13 protein-coding genes are annotated in these 18,846 nt (G+C 67.7%); 6 read left to right on the top strand and 7 right to left on the bottom strand.

Annotation, left to right across the window (positions count from 1 at the left end; all coding sequences use genetic code 11):
- Positions 1–14: 14 nt before the first annotated feature.
- Genes ACFVV5_RS11940 through ACFVV5_RS11930 form a run of 3 tightly spaced genes read left to right on the top strand, consistent with a single transcriptional unit; the run spans position 15 to position 3,171 of the window.
- Positions 15–1,187 carry a M24 family metallopeptidase gene (locus tag ACFVV5_RS11940; protein ID WP_387243858.1) on the top strand — a complete coding sequence of 391 codons (1,173 nt, stop codon included), beginning with the start codon at positions 15–17 and terminating at the stop codon, positions 1,185–1,187.
- A 56-nt stretch (positions 1,188–1,243) separates the two neighbouring features.
- Positions 1,244–2,161, top strand: a complete 918-nt coding sequence (locus tag ACFVV5_RS11935) for an alpha/beta fold hydrolase (RefSeq protein WP_387243855.1) — start codon at positions 1,244–1,246, stop codon at positions 2,159–2,161.
- A complete protein-coding gene (locus ACFVV5_RS11930; protein ID WP_387243852.1) occupies positions 2,158–3,171 on the top strand; it encodes an Lrp/AsnC family transcriptional regulator in 1,014 nt (337 codons plus the stop codon). The genes ACFVV5_RS11935 and ACFVV5_RS11930 overlap by 4 nt, the downstream gene beginning before the upstream one ends.
- Here the strand turns inward: ACFVV5_RS11930 and ACFVV5_RS11925 are convergent.
- The 3 genes from ACFVV5_RS11925 to ACFVV5_RS11915 form a co-directional block, all read right to left on the bottom strand.
- Positions 3,168–3,686, bottom strand: coding sequence for a putative immunity protein (locus ACFVV5_RS11925; RefSeq protein ID WP_387243849.1), 519 nt, complete (start codon positions 3,684–3,686; stop codon positions 3,168–3,170). The genes ACFVV5_RS11930 and ACFVV5_RS11925 overlap by 4 nt on opposite strands.
- A 68-nt stretch (positions 3,687–3,754) precedes the next feature.
- Positions 3,755–4,360 carry a dihydrofolate reductase family protein gene (locus ACFVV5_RS11920; RefSeq protein ID WP_387243846.1) on the bottom strand — a complete coding sequence of 202 codons (606 nt, stop codon included), beginning with the start codon at positions 4,358–4,360 and terminating at the stop codon, positions 3,755–3,757.
- Complete coding sequence (locus ACFVV5_RS11915) at positions 4,357–5,211, bottom strand: metalloregulator ArsR/SmtB family transcription factor (protein ID WP_387243843.1); 855 nt, start codon at positions 5,209–5,211, stop codon at positions 4,357–4,359. Before ACFVV5_RS11915 ends, ACFVV5_RS11920 begins: the two co-directional genes overlap by 4 nt.
- A 143-nt stretch (positions 5,212–5,354) precedes the next feature.
- Between ACFVV5_RS11915 and helR the strand changes: the two genes are divergently transcribed.
- The 3 genes from helR (at position 5,355) to ACFVV5_RS11900 (ending at position 11,715) form a co-directional block, all read left to right on the top strand.
- Complete coding sequence (gene helR, locus ACFVV5_RS11910; protein WP_387244155.1) at positions 5,355–7,520, top strand: RNA polymerase recycling motor ATPase HelR; 2,166 nt, start codon at positions 5,355–5,357, stop codon at positions 7,518–7,520.
- 63 nt (positions 7,521–7,583) lie between these two features.
- Positions 7,584–8,873, top strand: coding sequence for a GNAT family N-acetyltransferase (locus tag ACFVV5_RS11905; protein ID WP_387243840.1), 1,290 nt, complete (start codon positions 7,584–7,586; stop codon positions 8,871–8,873).
- A gap of 256 nt (positions 8,874–9,129) precedes the next feature.
- Positions 9,130–11,715, top strand: a complete 2,586-nt coding sequence (locus ACFVV5_RS11900; protein WP_387243837.1) for a hypothetical protein — start codon at positions 9,130–9,132, stop codon at positions 11,713–11,715.
- A 19-nt stretch (positions 11,716–11,734) separates the two neighbouring features.
- On the opposite strand, the gene ACFVV5_RS11895 is transcribed toward ACFVV5_RS11900, so the two are convergent.
- The 4 genes from ACFVV5_RS11895 to ACFVV5_RS11880 form a co-directional block, all read right to left on the bottom strand.
- Positions 11,735–12,103 carry an META domain-containing protein gene (locus tag ACFVV5_RS11895; protein WP_387243834.1) on the bottom strand — a complete coding sequence of 123 codons (369 nt, stop codon included), beginning with the start codon at positions 12,101–12,103 and terminating at the stop codon, positions 11,735–11,737.
- Between the two features lie 167 nt (positions 12,104–12,270).
- The gene (locus ACFVV5_RS11890) at positions 12,271–14,322 is read right to left on the bottom strand and encodes an ABC transporter ATP-binding protein (RefSeq protein WP_387243831.1); all 2,052 of its coding nucleotides are present in this window, start codon (positions 14,320–14,322) and stop codon (positions 12,271–12,273) included.
- Position 14,323: 1 nt separating this feature from the next.
- The gene (locus ACFVV5_RS11885) at positions 14,324–16,054 is read right to left on the bottom strand and encodes an ABC transporter ATP-binding protein (protein ID WP_387243828.1); all 1,731 of its coding nucleotides are present in this window, start codon (positions 16,052–16,054) and stop codon (positions 14,324–14,326) included.
- A 186-nt stretch (positions 16,055–16,240) separates the two neighbouring features.
- A complete protein-coding gene (locus ACFVV5_RS11880) occupies positions 16,241–18,649 on the bottom strand; it encodes an ATP-binding cassette domain-containing protein (protein ID WP_387243825.1) in 2,409 nt (802 codons plus the stop codon).
- Between the last annotated feature and the right edge of the window lie 197 nt (positions 18,650–18,846).

Below are 18,846 nucleotides of genomic sequence, written 5' to 3'. Positions count from 1 at the left end.
TGAAAGGACGTCACATGTTCTCACCGCGCCTCGCGCTTCCCGTGCTCGATCAGCTGCAGACACAGGTGCACGACCGGATGGTCGAGGCCGGCTTCGACGCGATCCTCACCGATTCGCCGGAGGACGTGGCGTACCTCACCGGCTTCTTCCATCATCCGTGTGAACGCCCGGTCGCAGTCTGGCTCGGAGCCGATGGGGCGCGAGTGCTCCTGGTGCCCGAGCTGGAGCGGGAGAACGCGGAACGGCAGCTGGCTCGCGCGGAGCTGGTGTCGTATCCCGAGTTTCCCGGAACAGTTCCGCCGTTCAGAGCGCTCGCCGAGCGTGTCGGGCCGACCGGCCGGGTCGGCTTCAGCACGAGCATGACCTGGGAGCGCCAAGCCGCGGCCACGGCCGAGTTCGAAGGCACCCGATTCGAAGCGACCGACCTCGTCACCGTGGCACGGTTCGTGAAGCTCCCTGAAGAGGTCGAACTGCACGCAGAGGCGGCCCGGATCACCGACCTGATGCTCGAGGCGGGTGTCTCGCTCATCCGTGAAGCGGTCTCGTCAGGCGGACGGATGCCGAGCGAAGCCGAACTCGCCTCGCATGTGGGTGGAGTGGGCGTGAGCACGATGTACGCCGAGCACGATGACGTCGTCGTCGTGTCGCCGCTGGCCGGCGGGCTCGTCTATGCGGGCGCCAACTCGGCGTACCCGCACGGGCTGCCGTCGGGCTACCGGCTCCGACCCGGCGACACCTTCATGCTGTCGCTCGGTTGCGCCGTCGGCGGGCGCTTCGTAGAGGGCGAGCGAACGTTCGTGCTGGGCGAGCCGTCCCCCGAGCAGCGCCGGTATCACGACGCCGTGCGTGCAGCACAGGAGGTCGGCGGCGACGCCATCCGGCCCGGTGCTGAATGCCGCACGGTGAACGCGACCTGCCTTCGGGTGATCGCCGACGCGGGCCTCGGCCAGTTCCTGCGGCACCGGCAGGGCCACGGCATAGGGCTCGGGATGCACGAACCGCCCTGGCTCGAGAGCGGCGACGCGACCGTGCTCGAACCGGGCATGATCGTCTCGAACGAGCCCGGCATCTATATTCCGGGTCACGCCGGCTATCGGATCTCCGACAGCATGGTCGTCACCGCGGACGGCTCCCGGCCGCTCACGACGTTCCCACGCGGACTCGACGTGTGCGCGATCGAGCTGTGACCGCATCCCGACCCGAAGATGAAACTGCACAAGAACACCATGTGAAAGGACAGCCTGTGACGGAAAAGAAGGAGGTCTCGCCCGAGTTCGCGGCCGCGACCACGACGGCCGAGATGGTCGAGATCAACGGCAACCGCCTCGCGGTCGAGGTGCTCGGGCCGGAGGGCGCTCCCGTGATCATCACGCACCACGGAGCTCCAGGACTCGGATCGCGCGCGGAACCTCGAGCGAGTTTCGGCAGGCTCGCCGACGAGTACCGTGTCGTCGTCTTCGACGCGCGCGGTTCCGGCGAGAGTGAGGGCGACGGCGAGTTAAGCCACGAGCAGTGGGCAGCCGACATCGATGCCCTGCGGGAGTGGATCGGCGCGGAGATGATCATCATGGCGGGCGGGTCGTACGGCGGCTTCATGTCGCTCGAGTACGCGACGCGCTACCCGGAACGGGTGCAAGCTGTCGTTCTGCGCGATACCGCCGCCGACAACTCGCACGCCGCGCTCGCCCGGGCGAACGCTCTCGCCAGCGACCGGGTCGTGGTCGACATGGAGAAGTTCGACCGGATCGACGACGGCCGGGTGCGCGACAATGACGACCTGCGCGACTGCTGGCGCGAGATCCTGCCCCTCTACGACTTCGTCTACGACCCCGAGGCCGTCGAGCGCAAGGTCGCCGCGACGCCGTACCGGTATGAAGCGCACAACTACGCGTTCTCCAAGAACCTCCCGAACTATGATCTGAAGGGGGTTCTACCCGGCATCACTGCGCCGACACTGGTGACCGTGGGCCGCACGGACTGGATCACACCAGTGTCGTGCAGCGAGACGATCGCGGAGTTGATCCCGGATGCCCGGCTTGCGATCTTCGAGAAGTCGGGACACTCACCCCAGATCGAGGAGGCGGAAGCATGGACGGCCACCGTTCGGGCGTTCCTGGCCGAGGTCATCACGACTTCGACGATGCCGGCGAACCGGGAGTGAAGACCCTCGACGCCCTCGACGACCTCGATCGCAAGATCATCGTCGCCATGCAGCACGACGGTCGCGCCAGCTGGACGGCGATCGCTGACATCGTCGCGAGCTCGGTGCCCACGGTCGCCCGCCGCGGCCAGCAGTTGCTGGCCGACGGCGTATTGCGCATCGCGGTCGTGCCCGCACTCGGCAGCACCGGAGACGTCGACTCGTTCCTCGTGCGCATCAACTGCCGTCCCGGATCGCAGCTCGACGTCGCGGCTGCCCTCGTCGAGCACGAGGATGTGCGGTTCGTCACACTCGTGACCGGGCAGTACGACATCATGGCCGAACTGATCGTGCGCGGGGGAGCGACGCACTATCCGCAGCTCATCCAGCAGCTTCAGTCGATCTCCGGCATCAAACGCTGGCGAAGCGACCTCATCATGCACGTCTACAAGGTCGGGCACGACTGGAGCCGGCAGCTCTATGCGGAGACCATGAGTCTGCCGGCGGACGAGTTCGGCTCACTCACCCTGGTCGACTCCGACTTCTGCGAACCGGATCATCTCGACGAAGCCGACCACAAAATCATCTCGGCCCTGCGCGACGACGGCCGGGTGACTTTCCAGGCCGTCGCCGACCAGGTGGGAATGAACGAGAGCAGCGTTCGCCGCCGATTCGACCGGATGCGTACCAACGGCTGCTTGGACGTCCTGACCCTGGTCCCGGCGCCCGCGCTCGGCATGGGCGCAGAGACACTGCTGCTCGTGAAAGTCGATCCGTCGAGGCTCGATGCAGTGGCCCGTGAACTCTCGCAGTACCCGGCCGTGCGCTACCTTGCGGCGACGCTCGACGAGAACTCACTCTTCTGCGAGCTGATCATGCCCTCGGCGCGCGACCTCTACGGATTCATCACTCAGGCGGTCGCGACCCTGGACGGCGTTCAGGGCTGGAACGCTTCGATGGAGTTGCTCTTCATGAAGCGCGGCTTCGTCGAGACGCCGTGGTGGCGCTCCCAGGTCGGGCTCGAAGGCTAGTCGCTGAACGCGTACCAGCAGATGTCGTTGCGCAGGCGCTGATCCTCGAGAACGAGGGATCGGATCGGAGCGGCGAGCCGCTCCCGCTGCCAGTCGCGCTCGCGGAGTCGCCCGGCATCCGCACCGTCCGGCTCGCCGGCGGCTTGCGCCGCCCGAATCGCGTAGGCCGCAGCCCCCAGTGCGTGGGCCGCGACATGGGCGACCGCGACGGCTTGGCCGGCCGCCAGGGCGGCGAACTTGGCGGGATCGCTGAGGCCGCGCGCGGCCGCGTTCGCGACGAAAGCCGCATTGTGGGCATCCGTCATGCGTGCCTCGCCTCTGGCCCAGGAGTGACCGATGTCGATCGCCTGCTGCGGACGCAGGTCGTGCCCTGCCTCGCGTTCGAACAGCGGAAGAACATGCTCGGCACACGTCAGAGCCCATTCCGCGAGCAGGCGGTGATCATCGTCGGTCAGACTCCCTCCGCGTCGGAGGGTGATCAGACGGGGGTCGCGCACCGTGGGCAGGATCGGCATACCCCCATCCTGCGCACCGACGCCCGCTGAGGCAACGCACACAGCACGCCGGATGCACGGCGGGCGCTTCAATCGGCGGTGCGCAGCCGGTCGTACGCGAGCGAGACGACCCCGTACTCACCGGTCGCGGTGTGGGCGAGGCCCCATTTGGACGCCGGCAGGCCGGTGTCGAACAGCCGCGCACCGCCGCCGAGGATCTCCGGGAAGATCATGAACGAGAGGCGGTCCACGCGGTCTGCGGCTAGCAGCGCCTTGATCACGCTCGCGCTCGAGAAGACGACGATGTCGCCGCCCTCCTCCGTCTTCAGCCGGTCGACGACGTCCTCGGCCGGCTCGTCGAAGACCCGCGTGTTCGGCCACGGGGCCTCGGTGAGGGTGCTGGAGAGCACGACCTTCTCGGCATCCCGCATCCAGGCGCCGTAGCCGCGATCCCGCGGGTCGGCGTCGGCCTGATCGGCGACCGGCGGCCAATAGCTCATGAAGCCTTCGGCAAGGGTGCGGCCGAGCAGCGCCGTCGTGGCCGGCTGCCACAGCCCGGTCAGGTGGTCGCGCGCCACATCGGTGAGCGCATACGGCATCACGAAGGCCATGTCTTGCGGACCGCCCGGGCCGTGGTAGTAGCCGTCGATGCTGATGTTGGTGTTGACGACGACGCGGCGTCCGTTGCTGGTCATGGCGTCTCCTCACTGGTGTCGGTGTTCGTGGTGGTTGCGCTCTCCGCGACGACCGCGGCGAGCTTGTCGAGACATTGGCTCCAGCCGAGCCGGATGCCCGCGATGAACTCTGCGGACGGCACGGTGCTGTCGCTGATGCGCAGCCGCACTTCGAGGTCCGTCCCCTCTTCGGCGTCCGCGAGCGCGTAGGTGTAGTGCCCTGTGAACGCGGGTGCCCCATCCGGCAGCAGCGGCGAGAGCCGGAACGCGAGGTGCTCCGCCGCCTTCACGGCGTCGATCATGCCCTCGGCCCGGCCGACCACGCCGTCCGCTCCCGAGCGGTCGTCGGCGTCGGCGTACTCCTGCACCAGGCGGTCGCCCGGCCGGGCGCCGAACTCGATGTGCGCGATCCGCAGGTCGTCGGGTGCCCACCACTCGGCAAGTAGCACAGGCTCGGTCAGGTGGGCCCAGACGGTGTCGCGGGATGCCGCGAGCGTGCAGCTGAACACGTACTCGCGCTCGTCGGCCCACTGGTCGCGATCCGCGGCGAGGGTCTCGGCCTCGACGGTCGCGAAATACTGGTCGAACGTGTCGCGGCCGCCCTGGTTCTCCTCGGCCAGGTCGGCGAGCCGGCGGAGCTCTGCGATCACAGCCGCGAGCGCGGCCGGCTGCAGCGCGTAGATGCGTCGCTGCCCGGAGCGGCGGGCGACGACCAGCCCTGTGCGTTCGAGCGTCTGCAGGTGTTTGGTCGCCTGCGGTTGGCGCAGGCCGCTCAGCTCCGCCACGACTCCGACGGAACGCGGCCGTTCCGCAAGGAGTTCGACGATCCGCCAGCGGGCGGCGTCTCCGAGGGCTGCGAGTTGCTCGTGCATGACGTTAGTATTCACCGCAATGAATATTCATGTCAAGGAATAAGTGCCAACGCGCGTCCAAACCCGCAATCACTCCTGCATTTTCAATCTATAGCTGAGTGGGGGGCTTGCCGCAAGACCCCGGTCCTGCACGAGAATCGAGGATCGTGACACTGACCACCAGCGCTTTCGACCTTCCCGAGCGGCTCGCCGCCAAGAGCGACCCGGCGCTGATCGCCCGCGATGAACAGCAGTTCGTCGTCATCGCCGAAAGCGTTGAACGGTCGATCGCCGACCTGTCCGAGCGTCTCGACGCCGCGCTCAGAGCGCCCGGAGGTGCGGGCCAGGAGGCGATGGATCGCGACATCGAGATCCATCAGCTGACCGCGCGCCTGCGTGCCCTGCGCCGCTTCGGGCTGGACCTGTGCCTCGGACGGATGGTCAGCGCAGACGAGCCCGACCCCGTCTACGTCGGTCGGTTCGGCCTCACGGACAGCGACGGTCGCCGGCTCCTGCTCGACTGGCGTTCCCCTGCGGCCGAGCCGTTCTTCGGCGCGACGCGCGCCGACTCGATGCGACTGGTGAGCCGCCGCCGATACCGGTGGAACCGGGGCCGGATCAGCGACTACTGGGACGAGGTGTTCAGCCCGGAAGGGCAGGAGGGCAACGCCGCGCTCGACGACGAGTCAGCCTTCATCGCGAGTCTGGGCACCAGTCGGTCACCGCGGATGCGGGATGTGCTCAGCACCATCCAAGCGGACCAGGATGCGATCATCCGGGCCGGTTCACGCGGTGCGCTCGTGGTCGACGGCGGTCCGGGAACCGGGAAGACCGTGGTCGCGCTGCATCGTGCGGCCTATCTGCTGTATTCGGAGCCCCACCTCGTCCGCGGCGGGGGAGGCGTGCTGTTCATCGGTCCCACCCCCGGCTATCTGGCCTATGTCGACGACGTCCTCCCCAGCCTCGGCGAGGAGAGCGTGCAGATCTGCACCCTGCGGGACTTCGTCGCCGAGGGGGCCGCAGCGCGAGCCGAAGCCGATCCGGATGTCGCAGCCCTCAAGTCTTCGGCGGACCTGGTGAAGGCGGTCGAGGCGGCCGTCCGGTTCTACGAGGAGCCCCCGTCCACGGGATCGACCATCGAGACGCCCTGGGCCGACCTCCGGCTCAGCGCCGCCGAGTGGGCCGAGTCCTTCGACACACCGGATGACGGCACTCCGCACAACGAGGCGCGCGACCAGGTCTGGGAGACGCTCCTGGACATCCTGATCGACCAGTTCGACGACGAGGAGGTGCCCCCTCAGCTGCTCCGACGGGCTCTGCTGCAGAACGAGGAGCTGACCCGCACCTTCGCGAAGGCGTGGCCGTTGCTCGATCCGGTCGGCATCGTCGGAGACCTGTGGTCGGTTCCCGCCTACCTGCAGCTGTGCGCGCCCTGGCTCACCACGGACGAGGTGGCGAAGCTGCAGCGCGCCGACGCCCGGGCCTGGACGATTTCCGACCTCCCGTTCCTGGATGCCGCGCGGCAGCGGATCGGCGACCCGACGGCGTCTCGGCGCAAGCGCCGGCGTGATGCCGCGCTCGCCGCCGAGCGAGAGCAGCGCGACAGGGTCATGGAGGAGCTGATCGCGGCCGACGACTCGGAGCTGCTCCTGATGTCGATGCTGCGCGGGCAGGACCTCCAGAACTCGCAGGTCGACGAAGCCGCACTGCCTGCCACCGACCCGGAGCTGCTGGCCGGTCCGTTCGCGCACATCATCGTCGACGAGGCGCAGGAGTTGACCGACGCTGAGTGGCAGATGCTGCTGCGGCGCTCGCCGTCTCGGAGTCTCACCATCGTCGGCGACAGGGCGCAAGCCCGGCACGGCTTCAGGGAGACGTGGAGACAACGGCTCGACCGGATCGGGCTCGACAACGTCGACCTGGCAACCCTGAGCATCAACTACCGCACGCCCGAAGAGGTCATGGTCGAGGCCGAGCCCGTCATCCGGAGCGTGATCCCCGACGCCAACGTGCCGACCTCCATCCGCAGCAGCGGGGTCCCCGTCGTGCACGGGGCCGTCTCTGAGCTGGGCTCGGTGCTCGACACCTGGCTCGCGGGTCACGGCGAGGGGATCGCCTCCGTGATCAGCACCGGCGGCCTCGCATCCGGTGCGTTCCGACCGAGCCCGCGCATCCGGTCGCTCACTCCTGAACTGTCGAAGGGGCTCGAATTCGACCTGGTCGTGCTCATCGACCCCAAGACGTTCGGCGACGGCATCGAAGGGGCCGTCGACCGTTACGTCGCGATGACCAGGGCGACAGAGCGACTCGTCATCCTCACCACGGCGTAGCCCGCCGTGTCGATTGTCGGCAGAGCCTCGCCGCGCCGGGGGGCCGCCCGATACGGTGGGATGGTGACTGAGACCTACCTGACCCAGCCGATCGACGAGGAGTCCGCCCGAGCCGTCGCCGAGGCCGGCTTGCGACTGTCGCTCGTCGACACCGCCGACGCCGCCGCGTTCGACGAATGGCTGCTCGCCGATTTCCGCGGGTTCCACAGCGGCCGTTACGGCACCGAGGTGCTCGTCGAGGCGCGCGACTATCTGAGCGACCGCCGCACGACCGCCGTCTACGACGATACGATCGCCGCCGCGGCGTCGCCGGTGGGCACGGTGAACTCGTGGGTCGCGCCGCTCACCGTCCCCGGCGGAGCGGCCATCGACAGCTGGGCGATCAGCTCGGTCACGGTCGCGCCCACCCACCGCCGTCGCGGCATCGCCCGGGCTCTGCTCGGAGGCGAGCTGCGCACGGCGCGTGACCTCGGTGTTCCGGTGGCGATCCTCACCGTGTCGGAGTCGGTGATCTACGGACGCTGGGGCTTCGGTCCCGCCACGTTCGCCGGCGAGTGGCGCGTCGACACGAAGCGCGTCAGGTGGACCGGCCCGGCGACGACCGGGCGACTGTCGTTCACCGAACCGGAGCCGTACCACGAGACCGGGTACGCCGTGCTCGGCAAAGTCATGGCGGGCCGCGCCGGCGAGATCGCACTGAGCCGTTATCTCGCCGACCGCCTCATGGGTCCGCTGAAGGGCAACCCCGACGCCGACAAGCACCGCCTCGTGCGCTACGACTCCGCGGCCGGCGAGCCCGAGGGTTTCGTGAGCTACGTCGTGAAAGGCACAGACGACTTCGTGCGTCACACGGTCGAGGTCACCTACCTCGCCGCCGCGACGGACGAGGCGCTCACCGCCCTCTGGCGCTTCCTGCTCGAGTTGGACCTCGTCGCCGAGGTGCACATCGGCACACGCGGCATCGACGAGCCGCTGCCACATCTCGTCTCCGACATCCGGGGCGCCCGGGTGGTCGGGGTGGAGGATCATCTCTGGGTGCGCATCCTCGACGTTCCGGATGCTCTGACCGCCCGTCGCTACGAACGCGACGGCGACCTCGTGCTCGAGGTGACCGACGACCTGGGCTTCGCCGACGGCCGCTACCGCCTGCGCGTCACCGACGGCGAAGGTCGGGTCGAGGCGACGACGGATGCTCCGGATGTGACCCTGCCCGTCAGCTCGCTGAGCAGCATCTACCTGGGCCACGACGCAGCCCGCGCTCTCGCACTCGCCGGCAAGCTGGCGGGCGACGTCGACGCGATCGACCGTCTCTTCCGCACGGCCGTGCCGCCGCGCCTCAGCACCTGGTTCTAGTCGGACGGCAGCTCGACGGCGGAGGGTGTTTTGACTGATCTGACTAAACGGGACACCGCCATCTGAATTGCGGGCGCGGCCGGCAGGTCAGGGCCGAAATCCTCAATTGGCCGTCGGCCCCGGCACGTGCGTCGTACCCCGAACCGGGCCCACCAGAACTGGGGTAGGACGCCGCACTCGGGCGAGAGATCGCGTCCCCTACTGTAGGAAGCTGCTGCTAAGAGCAGATTCACAGTAAATGAATAGGTGGGATGCGTTGAGCACGGTAGACGACTCGGGGAACGGTCGCGCGGGGAACGAAAGCGAAGAGCAGCCTCAGGGCGAGCATCCGGTGCCGGAGTCGGTTGCAACATCACCGCAACCGCCCCAGGCCGCACCCGTCACGGTCACTCTGACCCGCCCCTCCTGGCTCAACGGTCCCTCGCTCCTCGGCGCCCTCGCGCACGCGGGAATCTCGCTCGCCGGAGCGATCGTCGGCTCGGCCATCGTGCTCGGCCTCTTCGCGGCCGGGCTGGCAATGCAGGCGAGCCCGTACATCTCAGGTCTGGGCTCGTACACCGGAGTCGTCGGCAACAGTGTCGCGCCCGACGCCGGCTCCCTGATCGGCGCCGTGTTCGCCATCCTGAGCCTGTCGTTGTGGGGGGACCTGTCGGCGAACGTGTCGGTCGCCGGTGGACTCGTCTCGGGAAATGCCTCCGCGACTGTGGTGTTCCTGCCCCAGCTCGTCACGGTCATCCTGCTCGCCGCCGCAGTGCTCTGGGGATTCCTCGAAGAGAAGCGTCGCCCGCTTCCGGGGCGCCTGGCGCGAATCGTCCTGGCAGCCGCGACCGGTCTGATCTTCGCCATCGTCGTCACGATCTTCGCGGCGATCTTCCGCATCACGTCGCCCTCGAACGGGGCTTCGCTGTCGATCACGGGCGCAGGCTGGCGGCTCTTCCTCGGCGCGTTCGTGCTGGTCTCGCTCGCGGCGCTTGCGGGCCGGGCCCTCGGCGCGGCTCGCGGGTCTCTTCTGACAGGCGGCCGGTCTCTGCGTGCGGCGCTGCCGGTGCTCGTGCGCGAGACGCTCAGCTATGCATCCGTCGGGCTCGTCGTCTTCGGGCTGCTGACCCTCGTCGGCGGCCTGATCTCCCTCTCGAACGGGATCGGATTCGGGTCCGCGCTGCTGACGCTGCCTCTGTGGTTCGGGGCCGTGCTGTTCAGCACCGTGTCGCTCAGCCATCTGGGAGGCATCCAGGTCTTCGCCGCGGGTGGCGGCGCCGCCTTCGGCACGTCGTCGTCCAGCGCCAGCTCGTCGACAGTCTCCGTCTTCACCCTGGACGGCTGGTCGTGGTTGCTCGTCGTGCTCGCCCTGTTGGTCGCAGTGGTGGCCGGCCTGCGCATCGGCGCATCGCGTCACCCCGGTCTGGCCAGGACTGCGCGAGGAATCTGGAAGCTCCCGGTTCTGGTCGGCGGCCTTTGGCTGGTTCTGCCCTGGATCTTCGTCTATGCGGGAGCGTCTGCCGGCGGCGTGGCCGGCGGTCTCGGCGGCGGCGGCGCGTCGGTCTTCGTCTGGCTCGCCTGGTGGCTGTTCCTCACGATGACCGCCTGGACCTTCGGCGTCGAGGCCATCGCCCGCTACCTCACCCCGATCGTCGCGGGAACGACACCGCGCCTCTTCTCCGTCGTCGGCTGGCGCTCCACGAACGCCGCCTGGCTGGGCGGCGTCGAAACCGTGACCGTGCCTGTGGCAGCCGGTGCATCGTCGGATGCGACAACGGACGCTCCGCAGACGGCTATCGCATCCGCCGTGGTCGCTGCCTCGGCCGCTCAGACGCTCTCGCCGAGGGCGCGGCGCCGCGTGCGGATCGGAATCATCTCCGTCGTGTCCGCCGCGGTGGTCGTCGGTCTCGCCGCCGTCGCGATCTCGATCCTCAGCGCGACCGTCTTCTCACCGGGTGTGGTCGCGCAGCGCTACCTTGACGCGGTCGCCCAGGGCGATGCCACGACGGCGAGCCGCATGGTGCCGCCGGCGACGAAGGACTCCCAGAAGCTCCTGACCGACGCCGTGCTGGGGAAAGCGACCGCCCGCATCAAAGACATCCAGATCGGTGAGGTGCGAACTCACGCCTCGAGCGGCCCGGATGCTCGCAGCACCGGCACGGTCGATGTCGCTTACACGCTCAAGGGTGCGTACGTGAAGAAGAGCCTCGAGGTCGTGCAGACGGGCACAGAGTTCCTCTTCTTCCCGAAGTGGAGTGTAGCCACGTCGATCGTCGAGCCGCTCGCTTTCGCATCCAGCCAGGAGGGGTCGACGGATGTGACGGTCGGAGGCGCTCAGATCCAGGTGGTGGGGAACTCTGACATCACGTCGCAGTTCGTGGCCTACCCCGGCGAGTACCCGGTGTCGGCGGCGGACAACAAGTACTTCGCTGTGCAGGTCCCGCCGACGGTGATCGTCGGGACCGGCGACGGCGAGCCGAGCACCGTCGACGTGAGTGTCTCTGCGACTCCCGCGACGATCGACGCTGTGACGGAGGCCATCAAGAAGAAGGTCGACGGATGCTCGGCGACGAAGGATGCCTCCCCGGCCGACTGCACGTTCAATGCGTGGATCTACAGCAGCGACAACACCCCGGTGACCTGGAAGGTGAAGTCCTATCCGACCGCCACGGTCGCGGCCGACGGCAGTTTCGGAACCAAGTACGAGTCCTCCGGCGAAGTCGATGCGTCGTGGGCTGGTTATTTCGGGAACGACACTGCAAGCGCCAGTATTTACGCATCGGGCCAGGCGACTGTCTCCCCGAGCGGCGAGCTGACGGTGGACGTGTCGATCGACAGCAGCCCTAGCTCGTACGGCAACTGATCGGGCGTTCGCGTCGCGGTCACTGCTTGTCGAGGGTGCCGATCTTTCCGCCGCCGTTCTTGTAGACGACCAGGGTGTTGCCGTCGACCTTGGCCGTGCTGGCGATGTTGAGCCAGGGGTGCACACCCTCGCACGCCTGTTGGGTGGTGGCGAACGGTCCGAAGGTGAACGTGTCACCGGAGATGGTGCCCTTGCCGCTCATGTCGTTGCAGCCGTCGTTTCCGGTGAATGTCCCGTCGTCTTTGATCGTGAGGGTCGGCTGGCCGGGGGAGTCCTGGCCCCAGGTTCCGGTGAAGGATGAGCCGGAAGACGAGCATCCGGCGAGAGCGGCGAGCATGATGGCGGCGGCAACGGCGAGAGCGGGTCGAACGACCCTGACGGTCCTCATGGCCAAAACCTACTGGCACTCGCCCGCTGAACGGAATACCTGACCCGACCGAGTCGAGAATCCTCAGGACGTTTCGAGCGGCACGGCGCTCTCACCCCGTCCTGGCGGTGACGCCGGACGCGGAGTGTGAGCAAGGCTGGGCGGTGTAAGCGGCGTTAAGCGTGCCGTCAGCTCACTGCGACTTCGGCCGACTCCTCCTCGGTCGCCGCGCCGCGGAACTGGGTCATGTAGAGGTCGTAGTAGGCGCCGCGTCGTTCGAGGAGCGTCGCGTGGTCGCCCTGTTCGACGATGTCGCCGTTCTCCATGACCAAGATCGTGTGGGCGTCGCGGATCGTCGACAGGCGGTGGGCGATGACGAACGACGTGCGGTCGGTGCGGAGAGCGGCCATCGCGTGCTGCACGAGCAGTTCTGTGCGGGTGTCCACCGACGATGTCGCCTCATCGAGGATGAGTAGCGACGGGTTCGCGATGAAGGCGCGCGCGATCGTAAGGAGCTGCCGCTCTCCCGCCGAGACGTTTCCTCCGTCGGCCTCGATGACGGTGTCGTACCCGTCGGGAAGCTGCCGCACGAACCGGTCGACCATCGTCGCCTTCGCGGCCTCGATCACTTCGTCGTCTGTGGCGTCGAGACGGCCGTAACGGATGTTCTCGCGGATGGTGCCCGAGAACAGCCAGGCGTCCTGCAGCACCATGCCGACCTGACCCCGGAGTTCGGCGCGGGACAGCTCGGTGGTGTCGATGCCGTCGAGACGGATCGCGCCCCCGTTCAGCTCGTAGAACCGCATGATCAGGTTCACGAGCGTGGTCTTGCCTGCTCCGGTCGGACCGACGATCGCGACCGTCTGACCCGGCGAGACCGAGAGGCTGAGGTCGGTGATGAGCGGGACCTCGGGATCGTACGAGAAGGTGACGTCCTCGAGTTGGACGCGGCCGTCGGCGCGCTCGGGCAGGTGGCGCGTCTCGCGATCCGGGGTCTGGTCTTCAGCATCCAGGAACTCGAAGGTGCGCTCCGCCGACGCGACCCCCGACTGCAGCATGTTCGCCATGCCCGCGATCTGGCCGATCGGCTGTGAGAACTCGCGCGAGTACTGGATGAACGCGGTGGCGTCACCGATCGTGAGCTGCCCGGAGACCACGCGGAGTCCGCCGACCACCGCGATGAGCACGTAGGAGAGGTAGGAGACGAAGTTCATCGCCGGCATGATCATGCCGGAGACGAACTGCGCGCCGACCATCGACGAGTAGAGCTTCTGGTTGCGTGCGTCGAACTCCTCGAGCATGACCGCGTCGCGGCCGAACGCGCGCACCAGCTCGAGGCCGGAGAACGATTCCTCGATGTGGCCGTTCAGCGAGCCGGTCGCATTCCACTGCTGTTTGAAGAGCCTCTGCGACCGGGATCCGATCACGCCGGCGATCACACCGGAGAGCGGGATCGAGATGAGCGCGATCAGCGCCAGCTGCCACGACACGATGAACATCATGATGCCGATGCCGACAACCATCAGCACCGACTGGATCAGCTGCGAGAACGCCTGCTGCAACGCTGTCTGGATGTTGTCGACGTCGTTCGTGACGCGGGACATGAGGTCGCCGCGCTGGCGCGTGTCGAAGTACCGGAGCGGGAGGCGGTTGAGCTTTGTCTCGATGTCGGCGCGGAGACGGTACACGACCCGCATCACCAGCCCATTCAGGATGTAGCCCTGCCACCACTGCAGCAGGGACGCGACCAGATACATCGCGATCACGATCATGAGAAGGCGGCCGAGCGCGACGAAGTCGATCCCCTGACCCGGGGTCGCTCCGGAGCCGGCGAGCACGTCGGCGAACTGGTCCTGCCCGGACGCCCTCGCCGCGGCGACGGCCTGGTCGAGCGTGAGGTTGGCGGGGAGAGTCATTCCGATGGAGCCGCGGAAGATGACATCCGTGGCGGCGCCGAGGATCTTCGGCGCGATGACGACGAGGGTGACCGAAACCACGACGAGCAGTGTGACCCAGGTCATCCCGAGCCATTCCGGTTTCAGCAGGCCCAGCAGCCGCTTGAACGACGGCCAGAAGTGCTCCGCCTTCTTGGCCGGCGTGCCGCCGAACATGTCGCCGTCGGCCTCAGTGGGCACGTACTCGTCGTCGATGCCTTCGAGAACGGCCTCGACGGCGGACTCCGTGGCCGCGCGTTCGGCGTCCGACTTCGGAGTCTTCGGGGTCTTCTGCGTGCGGGCCATCTCAGGCCACCTCCAGGCTCAGCTGCGACTCGACGATCTCGCGATACGTCTCACTCGTCTCCAGCAGTTCGTCATGCGTTCCGTTGGCGACGACGCGTCCGTCGTCGAGAACGACGATGGCGTCGGCTTCACGGATGGTCGAGACCCGCTGCGCCACGACGATGACAGTCGCATCTCCGGTGGAGCGGGCGAGCGCTTCGCGGAGCCGGGCATCCGTCGCGACGTCGAGCGCCGAGAACGAGTCGTCGAAGAGGAACACCCTCGGCTGGGCGACGAGCGCACGGGCGATGCAGAGTCGCTGTCGCTGGCCGCCCGAGACGTTGGTGCCGCCCTGGGCGATCCGCTCCTCGAGGCCGTGTTCTTTGGCGCGCACGAACGGCTCCGCCTGCGCGATACGCAGCGCGTCCCACAACTCGTCGTCAGTGGCATCCGGGTTGCCGAACCGGAGGTTGCTCGCGATCGTTCCCGAGAAGAGATACGGCCGCTGCGGCACCAGGCCGAGCACACCCGAGAGTTGCTGCCGGCTGAGGGCGTCGACGGGTACGCCCCCGATGCGCACGTGGCCGACCTGCGGTGTGAAGAGGTTCGCGATCACGGAGACCAGCGTCGTCTTGCCCGATCCGGTGGAGCCCACGATCGCGGTGATCTTGCCCGGCTCGGCGGTGAACGTGACGTCGCTCAGCACCGGCTTCTCGGCACCCGGATACCCGAACGTCACGCCGTCGATCTGAACGGTTCCGTCCACCGGCAGAGCGCTCGATCCGGCGGCGCCGTGCTTCGACGGCGTCGCGCTCAGCACCTCGTCGATGCGCTCGGCGCAGACCATCGCGCGGGGGATCATCATGGCCATGAAGACGCCCATCATGACGGCCGTGAGGATCTGGAGCAGGTACTGCAGGAAGGCCGTCAGCGCGCCGATCTGGATCTCGCCGGCGTCGACCCGGTGGCCGCCGAACCACAGCACCGCCACGGTAGCAGCGTTGAGGATCAGCATGATCACGGGGAACATCAGCACGAAGATGTTGCCCACCCGCACCGATACCCGCGTCAGCGCCAGGTTGGCGTCGTCGTATCGCTCGCTCTCGAACCGCTCGCGCACGAACGCGCGGATCACACGGATGCCGACGATCTGCTCGCGGATGACGCCGTTCACGCCGTCGATGCGGTCCTGCATCTCGCGGAACAGCGGCAGAAGACGCCAGACCATCACGCCGACGACCACGAAGAGCACGGCAACCGACACCCAGATGAGCCAGGAGAGCGCAGCATCCACCTGCACGGCGAGGATGATGCCTGCGATGCACATGATCGGTGTCGACACCATGAAGTTGAGAGTCAGCAGCACGAGCATCTGCACCTGCTGCACGTCGTTGCTGTTACGCGTGATCAGCGTCGGCATCCCCCACCGGGCCAGGTCGAGCGACGGCAGCTCATCGACCTTGCGGTAGAACGAGCGGCGGATGTCGCGCCCCACTGACATCGACGCTCGAGCGCCGAAGTAGGTTGCCGCGATTGCCGCTATGACCTGCACGAAGCAGACCATGAGCATCATCCCGCCGGTCGACCAGATGAAGTCGGTGTCTCCGGTGGAGATGCCCTTGTCGATGATGTCTTTGTTGAGAGTCGGGAGGAGCAGCGCGGCAAGTGTCGCGATCAGCTGAAGGATCACGACCGCCACGACCGACCGCCAATACGGGCGGGCGAAGAGGGCTGTCATACGGAGGAGAGTCACGAGGTTTCCTGTGGTCGCAGTCTGGTGGAGGTGCGTGCGCGGGGCGCGAACGTGCCAATGAACCACAGACGTCACTTGGCTACTGTCACGCCGCCGCGGTTTCGTGCCCCCGAACAGACAACACCGTAGCGCGATCCGCCGACATCCGTGGCGACGGGCCCCGGATTACCCTCGAGACGACCGCGATCAGGCGCCGACGTAGGCCGCCAGGTGCTGACCGGTGAGGGTGGAGCGCGCAGCGACGAGGTCGGCCGGGGTGCCCTCGAAGACGATCCGGCCCCCGTCGTGGCCGGCGCCCGGGCCGAGGTCGATGATCCAGTCGGCGTGGGCCATCACAGCCTGATGGTGCTCGACGACGATCACCGACTTGCCGGAGTCGACGAGGCGGTCGAGAAGCGCGAGCAGCTGCTCGACGTCGGCGAGGTGGAGTCCGGTGGTCGGCTCGTCGAGGACGTAGACGCCGCCCTTCTCACCCAGGTGCGTGGCGAGCTTGAGGCGCTGCCGCTCGCCGCCGGAGAGTGTCGTGAGCGGCTGGCCGACGCTGAGGTAGCCGAGCCCGACGTCGGCCAGGTGGCCCAGGATGGCGTGCGCGGCCGGAATGCGCGCCTCGCCGCTCCCGAAGAACTCCTTGGCCTCCGTCACCGACATCGCCAGCACTTCGCTGATGTCGCGGCCGCCGAGATGGTACTCGAGCACGGAGGCCTGGAAGCGTTTGCCCTCGCAGACCTCGCAGGTGATCGCGACCCCCGCCATGATCCCGAGGTCGGTGTAGACCACGCCGGCGCCGTTGCAGTTGGGACAGGCGCCCTCGGAGTTGGAGCTGAACAGGGCCGGCTTCACGCCGTTGACTTTTGCGAACGCCTTGCGGATCGGCTCGAGCATCCCGGTGTACGTCGCTGGGTTGCTCCGTCGTGAGCCGCGGATGGAGCCCTGGTCGATCGACACCACGTTCTCGCTGTCGGGGATCGAGCCGTGCACCAGCGAGCTCTTGCCGGAGCCGGCGACTCCTGTGATGACGACGAGGGCGCCGAGTGGGATGTCGACGTCGACGTCCTGCAGGTTGTGCTCGGTCGCGCGGCGGATCTCCAGCTTTCCGTCCGGGGTGCGCACCGTCGCCTTGAGGGCGGCCCTGTCTTCGAGATGGCGGCCCGTGAGGGTGTCGCTGGCCCGGAGTCCATCGAGGGTGCCCTCGTAGCAGACGGTTCCGCCTGCCGTGCCGGCGCTCGGGCCGAGGTCGACGACATGGTCTGCGATGGCGATCATCTCCGGCTTGTGCTCCACGACGAGCACGGTGTTGCCCTTGTCGCGCAGTCGCAGCAGCAGGTCGTTCATCCGCTGGATGTCGTGCGGGTGCAGCCCGATGGTGGGCTCGTCGAAGACATAGGTGACGTCGGTGAGCGACGAACCGAGGTGCCGGATGATCTTGGTGCGTTGCGCCTCGCCGCCCGACAGCGTGCCCGACGGCCGGTCGAGCGAGAGGTAGCCCAGCCCGATCTCCACGAACGAGTCGAGGGTGTGCCGCAGCGCGGCGAGCAGCGGCGCCACCGACGGCTCCTCGAGCCCGCGGACCCACTCGGCCAGGTCGCTGATCTGCATCGCGCAGGCGTCGGCGATGTTGATCCCGCCGACCCCGCCGACCCCGCCGATCCGCGACGACCGCGCGGCCTCGCTGAGCCGGGTGCCACCGCACTCCGGACACGTGGTGAACGTGACGGCCCGGTCCACGAAGGCCCGGATGTGCGGCTGCATGGCCTCGCGGTCCTTGGAGAGGAACGACTTCTGGACCTTGGGGATCAGCCCCTCGTAAGTCAGATTGATGTCGCCGACCTTCACCTTGACCGGCTCACGGCGGAGGAAGTCGTGCAACTCCTTCTTGCTGTAGTCGCGGATGGGCTTGTCGGGGTCGAGGAAACCGGACCCCGTGAACACCCGCACACCCCAGCCGTCCGCGGTGTAGCCGGGAATGGTCAGCGCGCCCTCGTTGAGCGACTTGGAGTCGTCGTAGAGCTGGGTCAGGTCGATGTCGTTCACCGTGCCCATGCCCTCGCAACGTGGGCACATGCCTCCGGTGATGGAGAAGCTCCGTCGCTCCTTCGTGGTCTCGCCGCCGCGCTCGATGGTGACCGCTCCGGCTCCGGAGACCGAGGCGACGTTGAACGAGAACGCCTGAGGCGAGCCGATGTGCGGCTGTCCGAGCCGGCTGAACAGGATGCGCAGCATCGCGTTGACGTCGGTGGCCGTGCCGACGGTGGAGCGTGCGTTGGCGCCCATCCGTTCCTGGTCGACGATGATCGCGGTGGTCAGCCCCTCGAGCACGTCGACATCCGGTCGTGCCAGCGTGGGCATGAAGCCCTGGACGAAGGCGCTGTAGGTCTCGTTGATCATCCGCTGCGATTCGGCGGCGATCGTGCCGAACACCAGCGAGCTCTTGCCCGAGCCGGAGACGCCGGTGAACACCGTGAGGCGGCGCTTCGGGATCTCGACGCTGACATCCTTGAGGTTGTTCACGCGCGCCCCCTGCACGCGGATCAGATCGTGGCTGTCGGCGACCGGCGGCACAGCCGATTCCGTGTCCGTCACGGTGTCCAAGCTCATTGTTTCTCCATCGTTCGGGCGCGCCCCCTGCGCGTTCTCCTGGCGGTCAGCCTAGCCGCGGCTCCGCGCCCGGCGCTTCTCCGTTCCTGCCTGGCCGTCCTGCAATCGAGTCCTGTATTTTTGGGTCGAAAACAGCGGTTTAGTACCAACAAGAAAGGGAACGATCGGGGGGGGGGCGCGGGTGGGAGTGATTGTTG

This window comes from Leifsonia sp. NPDC058248 (genome assembly GCF_042881905.1).
GTDB lineage: Bacteria > Actinomycetota > Actinomycetes > Actinomycetales > Microbacteriaceae > Leifsonia.
The sequence above is the reverse complement of the archived record's forward strand: the minus strand, read 5'-3'. Positions and strand labels throughout refer to the sequence as shown.